This window comes from Brassicibacter mesophilus, from assembly GCF_050433385.1.
GTDB classification, from domain to species: domain Bacteria; phylum Bacillota; class Clostridia; order Tissierellales; family Proteiniboraceae; genus Brassicibacter; species Brassicibacter mesophilus.
Map to the genome: position 1 here is coordinate 26235 of NZ_JBNPXI010000014.1, position 14937 is coordinate 41171.

20 protein-coding genes are annotated in these 14937 nt (G+C 30.2%); 13 read left to right on the plus strand and 7 right to left on the minus strand.

Annotated features, from left to right (window positions below):
* Nucleotide 1: 1 nt before the first annotated feature.
* A complete protein-coding gene (locus HNR33_RS14235) occupies nucleotides 2-1066 on the minus strand; it encodes a DnaD domain protein (protein WP_429084507.1) in 1065 nt (354 codons plus the stop codon).
* 168 nt (nucleotides 1067-1234) lie between these two features.
* On the opposite strand from HNR33_RS14235, the gene HNR33_RS14240 reads away from it, so the two are divergent.
* On the plus strand, nucleotides 1235-2017 hold the full coding sequence (locus tag HNR33_RS14240; protein ID WP_429084509.1) for a gluzincin family metallopeptidase: 783 nt from the start codon (nucleotides 1235-1237) through the stop codon (nucleotides 2015-2017).
* A 308-nt stretch (nucleotides 2018-2325) separates the two neighbouring features.
* Entirely contained in the window at nucleotides 2326-3762 is a 1437-nt protein-coding gene (locus HNR33_RS14245; RefSeq protein ID WP_429084511.1) for a peptidoglycan DD-metalloendopeptidase family protein, read from the plus strand.
* A 42-nt stretch (nucleotides 3763-3804) separates the two neighbouring features.
* Here HNR33_RS14245 and HNR33_RS14250 read toward each other — a convergent pair whose 3' ends face one another.
* Together HNR33_RS14250 and HNR33_RS14255 are read right to left on the minus strand one after the other, a co-directional pair.
* Complete coding sequence (locus HNR33_RS14250; protein ID WP_429084513.1) at nucleotides 3805-4524, minus strand: S8 family serine peptidase; 720 nt, start codon at nucleotides 4522-4524, stop codon at nucleotides 3805-3807.
* Between the two features lie 12 nt (nucleotides 4525-4536).
* Nucleotides 4537-6159: a recombinase family protein gene (locus tag HNR33_RS14255; RefSeq protein ID WP_429084515.1), complete on the minus strand. Its 1623-nt coding sequence runs from the start codon at nucleotides 6157-6159 to the stop codon at nucleotides 4537-4539.
* Between the two features lie 197 nt (nucleotides 6160-6356).
* Between HNR33_RS14255 and HNR33_RS14260 the strand changes: the two genes are divergently transcribed.
* Nucleotides 6357-7373 (plus strand): hypothetical protein, encoded by a 1017-nt coding sequence (locus tag HNR33_RS14260; RefSeq protein ID WP_429084517.1) that lies wholly within the window; start codon nucleotides 6357-6359, stop codon nucleotides 7371-7373.
* A 240-nt stretch (nucleotides 7374-7613) separates the two neighbouring features.
* Here HNR33_RS14260 and HNR33_RS14265 read toward each other — a convergent pair whose 3' ends face one another.
* From HNR33_RS14265 to HNR33_RS14275, 3 genes are read right to left on the minus strand one after another with little or no spacing between them, the layout of a single operon-like run.
* Nucleotides 7614-8690, minus strand: a complete 1077-nt coding sequence (locus HNR33_RS14265; RefSeq protein ID WP_429084519.1) for a site-specific integrase — start codon at nucleotides 8688-8690, stop codon at nucleotides 7614-7616.
* 56 nt (nucleotides 8691-8746) lie between these two features.
* Nucleotides 8747-9187 carry an ImmA/IrrE family metallo-endopeptidase gene (locus tag HNR33_RS14270; RefSeq protein WP_429084521.1) on the minus strand — a complete coding sequence of 147 codons (441 nt, stop codon included), beginning with the start codon at nucleotides 9185-9187 and terminating at the stop codon, nucleotides 8747-8749.
* A 23-nt stretch (nucleotides 9188-9210) separates the two neighbouring features.
* Nucleotides 9211-9912, minus strand: a complete 702-nt coding sequence (locus HNR33_RS14275; protein ID WP_429084522.1) for a helix-turn-helix domain-containing protein — start codon at nucleotides 9910-9912, stop codon at nucleotides 9211-9213.
* Between the two features lie 222 nt (nucleotides 9913-10134).
* On the opposite strand from HNR33_RS14275, the gene HNR33_RS14280 reads away from it, so the two are divergent.
* From HNR33_RS14280 to HNR33_RS14300, 5 genes are read left to right on the plus strand one after another with little or no spacing between them, the layout of a single operon-like run.
* Nucleotides 10135-10338, plus strand: coding sequence for a helix-turn-helix transcriptional regulator (locus HNR33_RS14280; RefSeq protein ID WP_429084524.1), 204 nt, complete (start codon nucleotides 10135-10137; stop codon nucleotides 10336-10338).
* Between the two features lie 13 nt (nucleotides 10339-10351).
* Nucleotides 10352-10663: a hypothetical protein gene (locus HNR33_RS14285; RefSeq protein WP_429084526.1), complete on the plus strand. Its 312-nt coding sequence runs from the start codon at nucleotides 10352-10354 to the stop codon at nucleotides 10661-10663.
* Complete coding sequence (locus tag HNR33_RS14290) at nucleotides 10657-10881, plus strand: LexA family protein (RefSeq protein ID WP_429084527.1); 225 nt, start codon at nucleotides 10657-10659, stop codon at nucleotides 10879-10881. Before HNR33_RS14285 ends, HNR33_RS14290 begins: the two co-directional genes overlap by 7 nt.
* A gap of 13 nt (nucleotides 10882-10894) precedes the next feature.
* Nucleotides 10895-11632 carry an antA/AntB antirepressor family protein gene (locus HNR33_RS14295; protein ID WP_429084529.1) on the plus strand — a complete coding sequence of 246 codons (738 nt, stop codon included), beginning with the start codon at nucleotides 10895-10897 and terminating at the stop codon, nucleotides 11630-11632.
* A 12-nt stretch (nucleotides 11633-11644) separates the two neighbouring features.
* On the plus strand, nucleotides 11645-11794 hold the full coding sequence (locus HNR33_RS14300) for a hypothetical protein (protein WP_429084531.1): 150 nt from the start codon (nucleotides 11645-11647) through the stop codon (nucleotides 11792-11794).
* On the opposite strand, the gene HNR33_RS14305 is transcribed toward HNR33_RS14300, so the two are convergent.
* Nucleotides 11783-12106, minus strand: a complete 324-nt coding sequence (locus HNR33_RS14305) for a hypothetical protein (RefSeq protein ID WP_429084533.1) — start codon at nucleotides 12104-12106, stop codon at nucleotides 11783-11785. The two genes, HNR33_RS14300 and HNR33_RS14305, sit on opposite strands and share 12 nt — an antisense overlap.
* Nucleotides 12107-12423: 317 nt before the next feature.
* Between HNR33_RS14305 and HNR33_RS14310 the strand changes: the two genes are divergently transcribed.
* From HNR33_RS14310 to HNR33_RS14330, 5 genes are all read left to right on the plus strand, one after another.
* On the plus strand, nucleotides 12424-12702 hold the full coding sequence (locus tag HNR33_RS14310) for a hypothetical protein (protein ID WP_429084535.1): 279 nt from the start codon (nucleotides 12424-12426) through the stop codon (nucleotides 12700-12702).
* Nucleotides 12703-12899: 197 nt separating this feature from the next.
* Nucleotides 12900-13052 carry a hypothetical protein gene (locus HNR33_RS14315; RefSeq protein ID WP_429084536.1) on the plus strand — a complete coding sequence of 51 codons (153 nt, stop codon included), beginning with the start codon at nucleotides 12900-12902 and terminating at the stop codon, nucleotides 13050-13052.
* A 2-nt stretch (nucleotides 13053-13054) separates the two neighbouring features.
* Nucleotides 13055-13312 carry a hypothetical protein gene (locus HNR33_RS14320; protein WP_429084538.1) on the plus strand — a complete coding sequence of 86 codons (258 nt, stop codon included), beginning with the start codon at nucleotides 13055-13057 and terminating at the stop codon, nucleotides 13310-13312.
* On the plus strand, nucleotides 13312-14097 hold the full coding sequence (locus HNR33_RS14325) for a recombinase RecT (RefSeq protein WP_429084540.1): 786 nt from the start codon (nucleotides 13312-13314) through the stop codon (nucleotides 14095-14097). The genes HNR33_RS14320 and HNR33_RS14325 overlap by 1 nt, the downstream gene beginning before the upstream one ends.
* A complete protein-coding gene (locus HNR33_RS14330; RefSeq protein ID WP_429084542.1) occupies nucleotides 14072-14860 on the plus strand; it encodes a PD-(D/E)XK nuclease-like domain-containing protein in 789 nt (262 codons plus the stop codon). Before HNR33_RS14325 ends, HNR33_RS14330 begins: the two co-directional genes overlap by 26 nt.
* Nucleotides 14861-14937: the final 77 nt, after the last annotated feature.

Below are 14937 nucleotides of genomic sequence, written 5' to 3' on the forward strand. Positions count from 1 at the left end.
ATTATCCCCTTCTCTTCCTTATTATCTCTTCTAACTCTTCAGGTGTATACTTTGAAGTTCTTTGTTCAAAGTTATGGAATCTTGTTTTTAAAGGTTGTCTTTTATTAATAGAAGTTGAGCTAACTTTAGCGTTGGGAACGGGTTTATCTTTTTCCATTATTTCTCCAACAGTTCTAATTCCTTTTGTATGCCAAGAGGATAGTATTCCATCTATATAGTTTATATTTGGGTTAGTGCTTTTTTTTGTGCCATCTTCACATGCCTTTAAAACTACCTCTAATGTAAATTTCCAGTCATCAAACCATTTATCAATAACCTTCATCTGTCCTTCATTAGCATGAGTCATATTAATACCTAATGATCTCAAAACTTTTTCATATCTGTAAAACTTCTCATCTTTAGATTTAAAGTGTTCCTGCAGAGCCTCAACACTTGTTATATTCATGTCATACCAATTTCTAATTATTCCTTCTATATAATTGACATTTTTCTTTCCCTTTTTTTCTACAGAGTAAAAAAATGCTTTGATTATCATATCGGGATTCATGTTGTAATTATAAATCCACTCAAGCACTTTTCTTTTCTCGTTAGGTACTAAGGGACGCCTCACGATATAGTCTATAGAGTTAAACATTTCATGGATACTAGGGATTTTATTAGCCTCTATCAAATCTTCTACAGAACAATTATATGGCGTATTAGATTTAGTAGTATCCTTTGCACATATAGGTTGATAGTTGTTTCTTATGTATAACTGCTTAAGGTTTAAAAATTCTACTTTATAGTCATATTCACTACCATTTTCCTTATTATGCTTTTTTATAATCCCTTTACCTTGCCAAAAGTCCCATGCTCTCAAAACATCGGTAAGAGGGATATTTAAATGCTTTGCGATGATCTCGTTATTTAAGTTAATGCTCGTATCTCTATCTTTTGCATATTTATATCCTAATAAATATACCTTAACGTATGTACCGTCTGCCATAGGCATAAAATCATTAATAAAAATATTTTCGATAGGAGTATCTCCTAAATCGATATCTGTAGTTTCAATAAGAAAAGACATATACTTCACCTACCAAATCATATGATTAAAACTATTATATCATAAGCAAAAGTGTTTTTATAACACATAGGAAATTATATTCATTAATAAATTATGGATAAAAAGTATATTTTCGATACTTCAAAATATATTATTAATATCAATTGTTAGAGGGAGTGATAAAACGAGATGTCTATTATAATAAAAAAAATATTAATGAAATTTGTAGCATTGATGTTTATAACTATATTACCTATTGCATTATATATATATATTGAAGATGATATCCAATTTGCATGGAATATAAACGATGCAAACAATACAAACAATCTCAATAAGTATATAATGACAGTTGAAGTCAAGCCTGAAAATAAGGAAATGTATGTCAATGAAAAAGTTGAATTTGTGAATAACACAAAAAAACAATTAGATAAAATATATTTTTACTTATTTCCTCAATCAATAAGAACTGACGATATATGTTTGGATTTAAAAAGTGAATTAGGTGAGCAAATACTAAAAAATGAGGAACCGATTATGTTAGATATTAGGTCAATTAAAAGAAAAGGAAAGATATTAAGTTATAATATAATAGGTAAAAAGCAAAATATATTAATGGTAAAATTAGATACACAAATAAAAGAAGGTCAAAAGATTGACATAGAAATAAACGGTGTGCTAGAATTTCCTCATGTTACAGATAAGACTAGTGATGGAAGAGCTATTTATGATATTATTAATTGGTACCCTGTCATTGCACAGTATGACCACGGGTGGATACTTGATACAGATGGAGAGCATATTGAAGCGGTATATAGTGATGAAGAGTATTATTTAGTTGAGATTATAGTACCCTATGGGGCTGATGTCAGTATACCTGGAGACTTAATAGACGAGAAGAGAAAGGGAGATAAAAAACATTTTACATATCAAAGCAATAAGCTTAATTATTTTACTTTTAGCATTGAGTAGTCAGTATTTTAGACGTAAATGTAGTTTTTATGCTCAAAACTAGTTCATCAGTGTATACACTACATAAGTGAATATTTGAAGACACAATGGTATATAATAGAAACTTATTGAATAGAATATAATATAGACATGCTGTTAGAATACATGTAGTATTTTGTCTTAAAAAAGTGATTGCTTATTAAAAAAAATATGATATAATTTAAACAGGCTTTTTATTACATTCTTATTACAAATTTGTTACGGAATTATTATCCAGACATATTATGTAATGAGAAAAAGAAAGGAGCTAATATATGATCAGCTCGTATATGAATAAAATAAAAGACACTATTGAGAAGAACATTAGAAAACTTCATAAAGTTAAAATAAATGGGACTAAGGTTAATGCTAAGATTAGTATTATCCTAGTGGTAGCTGTTTTGTTTACATCCTTTGCATTAATACAGTTCAAAAAAAGCGTTGATCATGAGAAATCAACAAGAGCATTTAAGGTTGTACTTGGAGATAAAGATATTGGAATAGTTAGGGATAAACAAGAAATTATTGATTTAATAGATTCAGTTCAGAAGCAGTTATCTAAAGATTATAATTTGGATATTGTTATAAAAGAAAAACTTGCATTTGAGGATGTTCATGCAGAAGATAAAGAGCTTACAGCTAATAATGTTATAGAAAAGGGTATAAAATCAAATCTAACATTTAGTGTAGCAGCTTTTGCATTAAAGGTAGATGGTAAGGATTTAGTATATTTAAAGTCAGAAGATGAAGCAAAGCAGGTTTTAGATAGGATAAAGCAGCCTTATATAGATAGTATGAAAGCTGATAATTCTAAAGTTGATGAAGTTAAAATAGTTGAAGATGTAAAGATAGAGAAGAAGGAAGTACCTGTGTCTAAGGTTGAAGATTTTGAGAAGGCACTAGCTACTTTACAAAAAGGAACAGATGAGGTTAAGACACACGTAGTAGAGAATGGTGAAAACTATTGGACTATTTCCAGAAAATACAACCTTTCTGTCGAAGACCTTCAAAAAGCTAATCCGGGTAAAAATTCAGAACTTGTACATCCTGGAGATGAAATTAGTCTAATTGTTCCTAAACCATATCTAACAGTAGCTACATATGAAGAAAAGATTTATCAAGAGAAAATAGATTTTGAAACTGAATATGAATACAGTTCATCGATGTATGAAGATCAAGAGAAAGTGAAAAGAAAAGGTGTGCCAGGAGAGTACGAAGTTGTAGCTAAGGTTGAAAAGCATAATGGCATAGAGATTGCTAAACAAATAATAAAGGAAACCTTAGTTTCACAACCGGTAGCTCAAATTATGATAAAAGGTACTAAGCAAGCACCACCTAAAGAAGGTACTGGGTCCTTTATTATGCCGACCAGAGGTACTTTGACATCAAGATTTGGGAAAAGATGGGGTAAAATGCATGAAGGTATTGACTTAGGTGCTAGAATCGGAACCGCTATTAAAGCAGCTGATGGCGGAACTGTTAAATTTGCTGGATATAACGGCAACTATGGATATATGGTGGAAATTGATCATGGTGGTGGATTCACCACAAGATATGCACATTGCAGCAAGTTATATGTAAAAAAAGGAGACAAGGTTTATAAGGATCAAACTATAGCTTTAGTAGGTAATACAGGGAATAGTACTGGTCCACACTTACACTTTGAAGTTAGAAAACATGGAGTTGCTCAAAACCCATATAATTATATAGGAAAAAAATATAATTAAGAAAATTAAGCCCACTTTTGTGGGCTTTTGTTTTGCAATCATCTACTTAAAGTCTAACACGAGGAGTAATATAACAAGCAGCACAATAATTATATTCTCATTAAACAGCCCAAAGGTTGCAGATGCATCTTCCTTAGGAGATGATTTAGGCGGAGCTTTAGGAGGCCTTTCTTTTAAAGGCTCCTCGAATAATTTATTCAAGTCAACTATTCCTGATCCTTGATTCTCATATTTATCCTTTAAGTCATGACAAGAGTTTTTGAACATAGTCTTCACTTGTTCAGGAGAAAGATTTTTGTGTTTACTATACAATAAAGCTGCTGAACCAGCTACTACAGGTGTAGCCATTGATGTTCCACTTGATGCAGCATAGTTATCAAGACTAGAATTTGAAAGAGACATTATATTTACTCCTGGAGCTACTACATCTGGTTTTCTTAAACCTTCCTTAGTAGGGCCACGACTTGAAAAAGAAGCTATAGTATCGTCATCAGTTTCAGGAGTTCTCTTGTCATCTACCGCACCGACTGTTATTACAGCAGGACTATTACCTGGGGATAGAATAGTTTTGCTTCCTGGACCACTATTTCCTGCGGCCACTACTACTGTTAAGCCCGATTTAACTGCTTCATCTACTGCTTTAACTAATGGGTCTGAATTTACTGAGCTGTTTGCTGGACTTCCTAAAGAAAGATTTAAAACTTTAGTGTTGTATTGGTCCTTAGTTTCTATAACCCATTGTATAGCAGATGCTATATGCATATAAATGTGATGCTACTCTGAGCTAGTTGTTGTTATCTCTAAATTCTTTCCATCCCAAATAACTTTGTCAATTATGGAACATACAAGCTTTTTCTTTTCAAAATGCTCAAGCTTAGAAATGAGATCATTAAAATTTGAAAAGGTATTTTTCAATAATTTTATACTTTCTTGTTCTTTCAAAGTAATTTCTTTTTTACTGTCTATTAATATATTAATTTTATTGTTTATAGTATTTATTTTTTGATCTATTTCTTCAATCTGTCTAATTATATGTTTATTAGCAACTGAATTCCCAACTTGACCTAGCTGTAAAGTCAAATTTTTAGCTATTCGGTGATATTCCAAAAGTTGCTTTCTTAAAGAATTAACATCAGTTCTATGTGAATCATTTAATTTTAGGACATTTCGCTTTTGTGTTATTAGAGCTTTATAGAATTTACTAGAACTCACAATAAATTGCTTTATCTCTTCAAGCACAAGTTCATCGATAAGCTCACCGGATAAATTGTCTATATTACATTTAGTACCCTTAGACACTTCTTTTAATCTGCATTTATAGTAATAAGGTCTAGTACCATCATTTCTTTTATTACCGTAAACTAGTTTAAATCTACTTCCACAATTCTTACATATCAGAAGTGTATTAAGTAATCCTACTTTACTTGTACCTTCTCTAGGGGCTTTATTTTTGTTTCTTTTAAGCATTTTTTGTACTTTAAGAAAGTCAGATGAATCTATGATTCCTTTATGTTTGCCTACTGCGACTATCCATTCCGAAGGCTCTCTCAGTTTATTAGCTTTTCCTTTACGTATTATGTTTTTGTTATATACCATTAACCCATTACTACCATTAAATTCAGATATATCAGAAGCTATATCCATATTATGAGACTTGCAGTAATTATGTATCTTACTATCCGCCTTTACATATACCATATTAGTTAATATATTTCTTGTGGTATTTATATTGAAGTAGCTTCCATTAGGTGTCTTAATATTGTTTGTAGTTGACCAAACTTCTACCTGATTTAAGCTTTTAAATTCTATATATTTATTAAATATTAATTTTACTAGTTCTAATTCTTCAGGTTTCTGTGTTAACTTGTACATAGTTTTTCTATTCATGTCAGCGTCATAGTACTCTATGGCTTCAGATATATATCCAGTAGGTGTCTTTCCACCCAGCCAACGACCAGAGCGTGAAAGCTGGAGCATATTATCCCTAATACGCTCAGCTATAGTTTCTCTTTCAAGTTGAGCGAATACACTTGCTATATACATCATAGCTCTTCCCATTGGAGTAGAAGTATCAAACTGTTCTCTTATAGATACGAAGGCTATATTGTTAGATTGGAGAGTTTCTATTGTATCTGAAAAGTCTGAGATATTTCTGCTAATCCTATCTAATCTATAGCACATTAAAATATCAAAATTGCAATTCTGTGCATCGTTAAGCATCTTTTTATATTCAGGTCTATGTGTATTGCCACCAGAGAATCCTTCATCTTCGTATACTATGAATTTAGTTACATTAAAATGTTGTATAGCGTATTCTTTGCATAATTCTATCTGATTATTTATAGATTCACCTTTAGTTGTGAATTTCGATTTGCGAGAATATATAGCTATTTTCATGTTACCACCTCAATAAAATATATATAAACATACGAAATATAGAACTATAGAATTAAATTATAATCTTATTTTCAGCATTTAGTATCTATGCTGGATAGAAAAGAAACTATTTGGTATAATTAGCATGTAAAAGAAGCTATCATTAGTCTAGTAAAGAAACTGCAGATAATAGATTTCAATATTAGGAGGAAAAACACATGAAAAAATATTTAAAAAAAGTAATCGTATTAACATGTTTAGCTTTAATGCTCACTGGATGTTCGACTAGTAGAGTAGAACAAAGTAATAAGAATGAAATTACTCAGCCTGAAGCAAATCAAGATGAACAACAACTTAATGTTGCAGAAGATTTTGAAGCTTTTATAGTTAAAAACCCTCAAATAGAAGAACTTAAAAATTATATAAATGATAATATTAGTAAAGCAGATGAAAAAACTGCAGATGAAATGGTATATAAGCTTATTGAGCTACAAAAAAGAGGATTAGAAAATGAAACTAATTATTTCTATACTGATAATAGTTTGAATGTTCAAAAGGAAATACAACAAGCTTATGAAAAGAATATTGATAAATTTGATGGTTCTTATGTAATTATAGGTAATAATAAATATGATTTAATAGAAGCTTTTGAAAATCAAGAAATTGCGGATTATATTGAAAAACTATTTAAAAGGGGCTATGGGTTAGCTAGTGCAGAAGGAGCTTATTATCCAGTGATGGACTATAAAGTTTTGAAGGATAGTTACGAAGATAAAGTAACAGATATGACAGCTACTTATCTTGATATTATGACTAAAGAATTGAATGAACCCACTACGGTAGAAGAATATCTTTCTATAAGTGCAAACAAATTGAAGGAAAGAACGTTAAAATATGAAGAATTTCTAATGAATTATTCGGATTCACCATATGTTGAAGATATTAAGATAAACTATATGGTTTGTATCTGGAAGCTTGTAAATCCAAATATATTTGATGGAATGATTGATGAGAACTTTAGAGTTATTAATGAATTAGATGATGTATATAATGATATTTTAAAAGACGACTCTCATACTGTAACAATTGAAGCAGTGAAAGGAATTACAGAATATATTAAAAGCAAGAACGGTGTTCTAGGCAGTATGGAAAATCTGGATGATTTATATGAGACATCATATAAGCTACATAGTGAAGCTATGGAAAGAATAAATACACTTTATTTGAACAAATAAAAATAATTAGGATAGAGAAAAGATTTTCTATGAAAAGGGGCTATTGCAAACGAGCTATTTTGTTCGTTGTGCAATAGCTTTTTTTACTACTTATAGGAAAGCTCAAAATTCGTTTCACTAAAGGATTGTTTTTTGTTACTTTACTCGCATCTTACATCTTAGTAAGGGAAATATACATTGTAAAAGCTTTAAAAATACACATTGTGCTTTGAAACGTCAAAAATTCGTCAAAAATTTATTTTAAAAAAATTCCTCAATTAAATTTTTTGCTTTGTCCATCATATCATTATTAACATGAGAATATGTTTTCATTGTTTGACTTATATCATGACCAAGTATATTCGCTGCTGTTTTGAAATCCAATCCACTTGCAATTAATTTTGTTGCAAAGGTATGCCTTAATTCATGTATTGAAATATCGAAATCATGTTTTTTAAGAAGTGAGTTAACATATGATATAACTGATTCTTTATTTTTAAAATTTAAAATTCTTTTATCTATATTAATTACATTTTTACTTTTTAAAAAGTCTAGTAATTCTTTTGAGGTTGAATGAGAAATGGGAATTATCCTGTTTGAATTTTTAGTTTTTAATTCTCCAAAATTATAAGATCCGTCTTTAAGTTTCTTCCATTGTTTGTTAACTGTAATGATATTACTTTTAAAGTCTATATCACTCCATTTTAATCCTAGTATTTCACCTATTCTCATTCCTGTTTTTACTGCTAGGAAAACTATTAAATAGTATTTATTATTCTTGAAAGTATCTAAAAGCTTTGTAACTTCACAATCCGTTAAAGCTTTTTTATTAATATCTTTAGGTTTGTTTACTTTAACATTTTTTGTAGGCACAGAATTAATAATATTGTATTGATGTTTTGCAGAATTAAATATAATTGTAAGCTTTTTAAGATAATAGCTTATAGTATTAGAATTTAATCCTTCTTTTGTTTGTTCATCTACTATTTCCTGTATATCTAAGGCAGTTATTTTATTCATTTCTAGGTTATTTAACCCTGAGAATCTATTCAATACTGTTTTGGTAGATTCATTAGTTTTAGGTTCTCTATATAATCTCATATGCTCTAAATAACGTTGTCCAAACTCTTCAAAAGTTATGCCATCAAATTCACTTGGTGGGTTAAAAGTAATATTTTCTTTTAATTGTTCAAGCATTTTATCTGCATATTTTTTTGCTTCTCCCTTCTTTTTGAATCCTTGTTTACTTTTCTGTTGCCATTTTCCATTTTGATTTTTGTAGCTAATTATTACTTGTATGCCTTTATCCTTTTCTCTATATGTTATATTATATTGCACTCAACATTCCCTCCTCGCTTATTTTTTACTCCAAGAACATAAGTTCGCAAAATGAATTAAATATTAACCAGTTGTTTTAAAGCTGTATAAGGAACTTCAATGTAACTGGCGATTTGCTTTATTGTCATTTCTCTAAATTGTACTTCATCTATATTTAAGTCTTGCAGTTTTAAAGCAAAATAATTTGCTTGTTTTTCAAGTTTATATTTATTAATTAAATGTTTATTATATGAATTTTTAATATTTGGGTGTAATATGGCATGGCCTAATTCATGTTTTAAAAAAAATAATTCTTCTTTTTCTGTAAGATTGTTTCTTAGAAAAATAGTTTCGTATCCTAAATGTTCCCTTATATATGTACTTTCATTACCCAGTAAAATAACATTAGTTGGTGAAGTTTTAATTATTTTAATTCCTAACGCTGTGCATAATTCATAAGGACAAGAAGTGGCATAAATATCCAATAAACCTATAATTATTTCGTCTATCCATTCCATTTTATAGTCCCCCTTTTGAATGTCTACTTTTTATATTTATAACTAATAATCTCCATTTGCCTTAAAAGTTCATTAGCAAATTCCAAAATCTCATCATCAGATAAGTTATCAGCATCAAAACCACTTGAACCAAAAATCTGATGTTTGTCTACATATGCACGTGCTTCCTCAGGATTAGTAAATTCTTCTGGTACTATAGGTAAAGTGTTTTTTACTGATTTATTTTCATCTATTTTACTTTCATTTGACTTTTTAATATAAATAATTATTTTTTTATCTTCATCTAATTTGTATGAAAGTCCTAATTTCTCTATTTCAGACAAAATACTGTTATAGTCGTATCGAATTATTTTATCATAATAAAATTTTTCAGCTTCTTCGAATGTAAATTCATCTTCAATGTAATCATATCCATAATCATTAAGGAAAGAATTTATTCTCTTCTTTAATAAAGAACTATTTTTTTTAAGAAACATTATTAAAGGATATATAAAGTCTTTGGCTACTTCATGTTCAATTAAAGAATCGTACTCATCTTTACCAAGTAAATAATCAGTAGATACGTTAAAAAAATCTGCAAATTTAACCAATAGTTCATTGCCTGCTCCTCTTTCATTTCTTTCAATCATACCTATTGTAGATTGAGCTACTTCTAATTTATTGGCTAACTGTTTTTGTGTTAATCCTTTATCATTTCTTAATTTTTTTATTTTATCTCCTAACATTAAAATCACCTCTTGCAATATATAATAACACTTTTTGTGATAAAATCAATAGGAATTTTAAGTAATTTTGAGATAAATTAAGAAATACAAGAATAATCACTAAAAGTGTTTTAAAATGACTCGAAAAGTGATATAATTGAATTTTACTCAAAACACATACAGTGATATTATAATCACATACAGTGATAGCAAATATCATAAATTTTGAAGAGAGGTGATGAAATGAAGTTGACACCAATAAGGCTTAAAAGAATAAAACTAGGAATCAATACTGATGATGCAGTCAAAGCACTTGATATTAGCAAAAGTATGCTTTATAAAGTTGAAACTGGTCATAGAAGTCCTTCGAAAGAAGTAATAAAAAAAATGAGTAAACTATATGACTGTTCAATTGATGATATTTTTAAAAGTCTAAAAATAAGTTAAAGGAGGTCTAATAGTGGACAAGCTTTTAACTCAAAAAGACCTTGCAGAAAGATGGCAAGTAACCACTAAGACAATTGAAAATTATCGTTTAAATGGAATAATAACTCCGGTTAAAGGTATACCAGCAATAAGATTTACAGAACAACATATTTTAGAGTTAGAAGGAGTAAAGCCAGAAAGATTTTCTCCAATCCATAGACGTAAGCTTGAAAGAGAAATTGAAGTATTGAAAAAAGAGAATTTCGAGCTTAAAAATACACTAAATAATATCTTAGTAGAATCATCTAAAGTCATTAACTTTGTAAAGGAGGGACAAGCATGGTAACCCCTAGGAATGTGCTACAAGTAATTGCAAAGTATATAGATAAAAACAAAATAAGTCCAAGCACTAGAGAAATATGTGGACTCACGAAAGTAAAATCTACACAAACAATACATAGACGGATAAAGATACTAGAAGAGTTCGGATATATCGAAAAGATGGAGAATATTCCACGTTCCATAAGAGTGACAGAACTAGGTAGAGAAGTTATTAATTTTTAAGGAGGGACAAGCAGTGAATGAATTGATAAAAATTAATTATCAAGGCGACAGGCAGACGGCAAGTGCAAGAGATTTGTGGGGGTTCTTAGACAGACCACATGGAGAATTTATGAAATGGTTTGGAAGATATGCAGATTACGGATTTATTGAAAATGTAGACTACAGAGCATATCGACAAATAAGTCGACATGCTAATGGAAGAGATTATGAAGCTACTGACTATGAAATAACAATAGACATGGCAAAAGAATTAGCAATGCTACAAAAAACAGAAAAAGGCAAGATTGCAAGACAGTATTTTATAGAACTTGAAAAGAAATGGAATAGTCCAGAGTCAGTAATGGCTAGAGCACTACAAATTGCTAATGTTAAGCTAATAGAACATCAAAACAAAGTGATTGAGCTTCAAAGCGAGTTAGAGTACAAGACAGAGGTTATCAAAGGTATTACAGAAGATATAGACGTATACACCAAGAGAAATGTTTTGAATAAGGTTGTAAGACACAAGAAGGCTAATTATAGCCTAAGATGGAACGAACTATACGATAGGTTCAGAGAAGTGTATTCGATTGATTTAAAAGCTAGATGTGAAGGCTACAATTTAAAACAAGAAAAGAAGAAGGACAAGCTATCAGTAATCAAATATGCTGAGAAATTCGGACACTTAGATGATTTGTATAAAATAGCAGCTAAATTATATGAAGCAGACGTAAAAGAGATACTAGAGCAATTACAGAAAATAGCAATGTAGGGGGTGGGAAAGGTGGATAATAAGGACTTAAAAGTAGAAGTAATAACAAAAATAGATGACAATCTTCTAGGAAAAATAAAAAATAATGCAGGATGTGAGTTGAAAGTTAAAACAACCTGCATTGATAAAACAAAAGTATTAATAGAAATACTAGAGGCCTAATTTTTTCGAAACATATATTTCTGTTGCGTGGTTAAGCATATCTTCCCATTTACTGAATCTAGTTGTAGCAGCAATATGTTTATCGAATTCATCATCTGGAATAGCTTTAAAATCTTCCTCAGAATTAACTACAAAATTACCGTCTTCTAGTAGTTCATCAAAAGTAGTAAAGTTCGTATATTTTAGCATGAATGATTTTGTAAATAGGTTTTCAAATGGTATGTATTTTTCTTTTTCAAGGTCTTTAGCAGCCTTTTCCATTTGTTTAAGTTGTTTCTCTAACTTATCAAAACCTTTTACTTTAAATGACATATGTAACACCCCCTTTTAAGTAAATTTTACCACACTTGGGAGGGACAAGCTAGAAAAGTATTAAGTAGACAGTTAACGTGGGAAGTATGGATAATTTACAGAATGTGATTGGTTGCTTAGAAATATGTTAAAGAGGAGTGTATTAAATGAAAAAATGTCCAAAATGTGGGAAAAGAAATGTATTAAGAATATTGGTATGGTTAGGAATTAGTCACTGGAAATGTATGGATTGCAAACACGAGTTTACAGAAAAAGAAATATAATAATGGATTTAGTTTATTTAACACTAACTAAGAGGTTAGCGAGGGGGTGTAAAGATGTGGATTAGAAGTCAAAACAAAAGTTCATTGGCAAAAGCAAATAAATTATTAATTGAAAAGACAAACGATAAATATTCAATCGTTCAAACAGATGCAGTAAATCCTGTTATAAAGTTTTTTAAAACCATAGGAACAACTTCAACAGTTATAAGATTGGGAACTTACGAAACAGAAGAAAGAGCAATTGAAGTGTTAGATCAGATACAAGATTTTATTAGTTGTGATGGAGAAATGAATGACTGCAAATTTAGAGTATTTAAAATGCCAAAAGAATAGGAGGGATAGCATTGCAAACAGCAACAGGAAGAAAGCTCATTTGTTACGGTAAAGGAACTGGAAGAGAACTAAAAATTTACTATACGGAAATAAAAGAGGACCAGTCTGCTGGAACAGAAAAGGTCCAATAAGGAAAATGTAAAAATTCAATTATCTGTATTATATCCGAAAACGGAAATTAATACAAGGAGGTACACATGAGAGATTTAAAAAACAAAGTTGATTTAATATACAGTTTGCTACACGATATAGAAACTGAAAACAGTGTATCTGATGAAACGTTTTATAATTACGTTCAACCAATGCAAGATAAAGCGATCGGACTATTAAGAAAGATTGAGGAGGAATAGGAATGAGTAACTATAAGGGTGATATTAAGTTTGATATACACGAATTAAGAAAGTGGCAACAAGAAGGAAATAGAACGGTTGGAATTACATTAGGAGACTTAGACGATAAAGAAAAAATGAGTGTTTGGTGTTACGACTATGAGCTAGGAGCTGGACAGCATATTGTGGAAAGTGTTTCTGAACTTAATCTTATAAATAAAAAAATTGAGATGCTTGAAATAGAGCTTGAGAGATATAAGCAATTGAAGGAGGTTATATGATGGCAGAAAATCAATTAACTGTAATTCATAGCAACTTACAGAAGTTACTAGACAATAAGTCGGAAGCACTACCAAAAGGATTTAATCAAACTAGATTTTTACAGAACTGCATGACAGTATTACAAGATACAAAAGGAATAGATAAGGTTGAACCTATCACAGTAGCGAGAACAATGCTTAAAGGAGCTTTTTTAGGATTAGATTTCTTCAATCGTGAATGTTATGCAATACCATATGGTAATCAATTAAACTTTCAGACTGATTATAAGGGCGAAATTAAGCTTGCGAAGAAGTATAGTATCAATCCTATTAAAGATATATATGCAAAGCTTGTACGTGAGGGTGACGAGTTTCAAGAAGAAATTAAAGACGGAAAGCAGACCATAACTTTTAAACCTAAGATGTTTAATAATGGAACGATATTAGGAGCATTCGCAGTAGCACTTTTCAAAGATGGATCTATGATGTACGAAACAATGAGCGTTGAAGAAATGGAGCACGTTAGAAAGACATTTTCAAAACAATCATCAGGCAAAGCATGGACTGACTCAACTGGTGAAATGTACAAGAAAACAGTGTTGAGAAGATTATGCAAACTCATAGAACTAGACTTTGACAGCATAGAACAAAAACAAGCATTTGAAGAAGGTTCAGGCTTTGAATTTAAAGATAATAAAGAAAAATCAGAAATAAAAAGATCAAGCTTAGAAGAAGAATTCGAGCAAGTTGTAGATGTTGATTATGAAGTGGTCAAAGAAGGTGAACAGATTGAAATTGGACAGTAGCAACTACTTTAGTCAAGAAGCCAATCAGCAATATATGTCTGTTAGTCAGTATAAGGATTTTCTAAAGTGTGAAGCTAGAGCATTAGCAAAGATAAAAGGAGAGTATAAGCAAGAAGAATCTGATGCTCTCCTAACTGGAAAATATGTTCATGCATGGAATGAAGGGACACTAGAACAATTTAAAAAAGAAAACTCAGCATTATATAAGAAAGATGGTGGATTATATGCTAAGTATCAAAATTTAGATGATGTAATAAAAACTATTCAATCAGATCGTTTAATGATGATGGCTCTTGAAGGTCAGAAGGAAGTAATAATGACAGCAGAACTATTCGGAGTACCATGGAAAATAATGATTGATAGTTATAATCCGGACAAAGGTAGATTTTCTGATTTAAAGGTTGTAAAAGGATTACATGATAAGTTTTGGAGTAACTATCACGAAAGATATGTAAATTTTATAGAGCATTATGGATATACAACACAGATTGCAGTTTACTCAGAAATAGAAAAGTTGGGAACTGGTAGAGATTCATACTTAGAAGGTTTAATAGCTGCAGTAACTAAAGAAAATCCGCCTGATAAAGCTGTAATAGGATTTGATACAGAAATGATAGAGTTTGAGCTTATGAAAATAGAATCAAATCTTCCAAGAATACTACAAATAAAAAACGGTGAGATAGAACCGAATGGATGTGGTGAATGTGAATACTGTAAGTCAGTTAAGCAGCTTTCAAAGGTTATTCACTATTCAGAGTTATAAAAATGGAACACCCTTAGTTGGGAGCTAAGGGCAAAAGTAAAACATTAAGTTAAGGTATACAAGGGGAACAGGCTAAA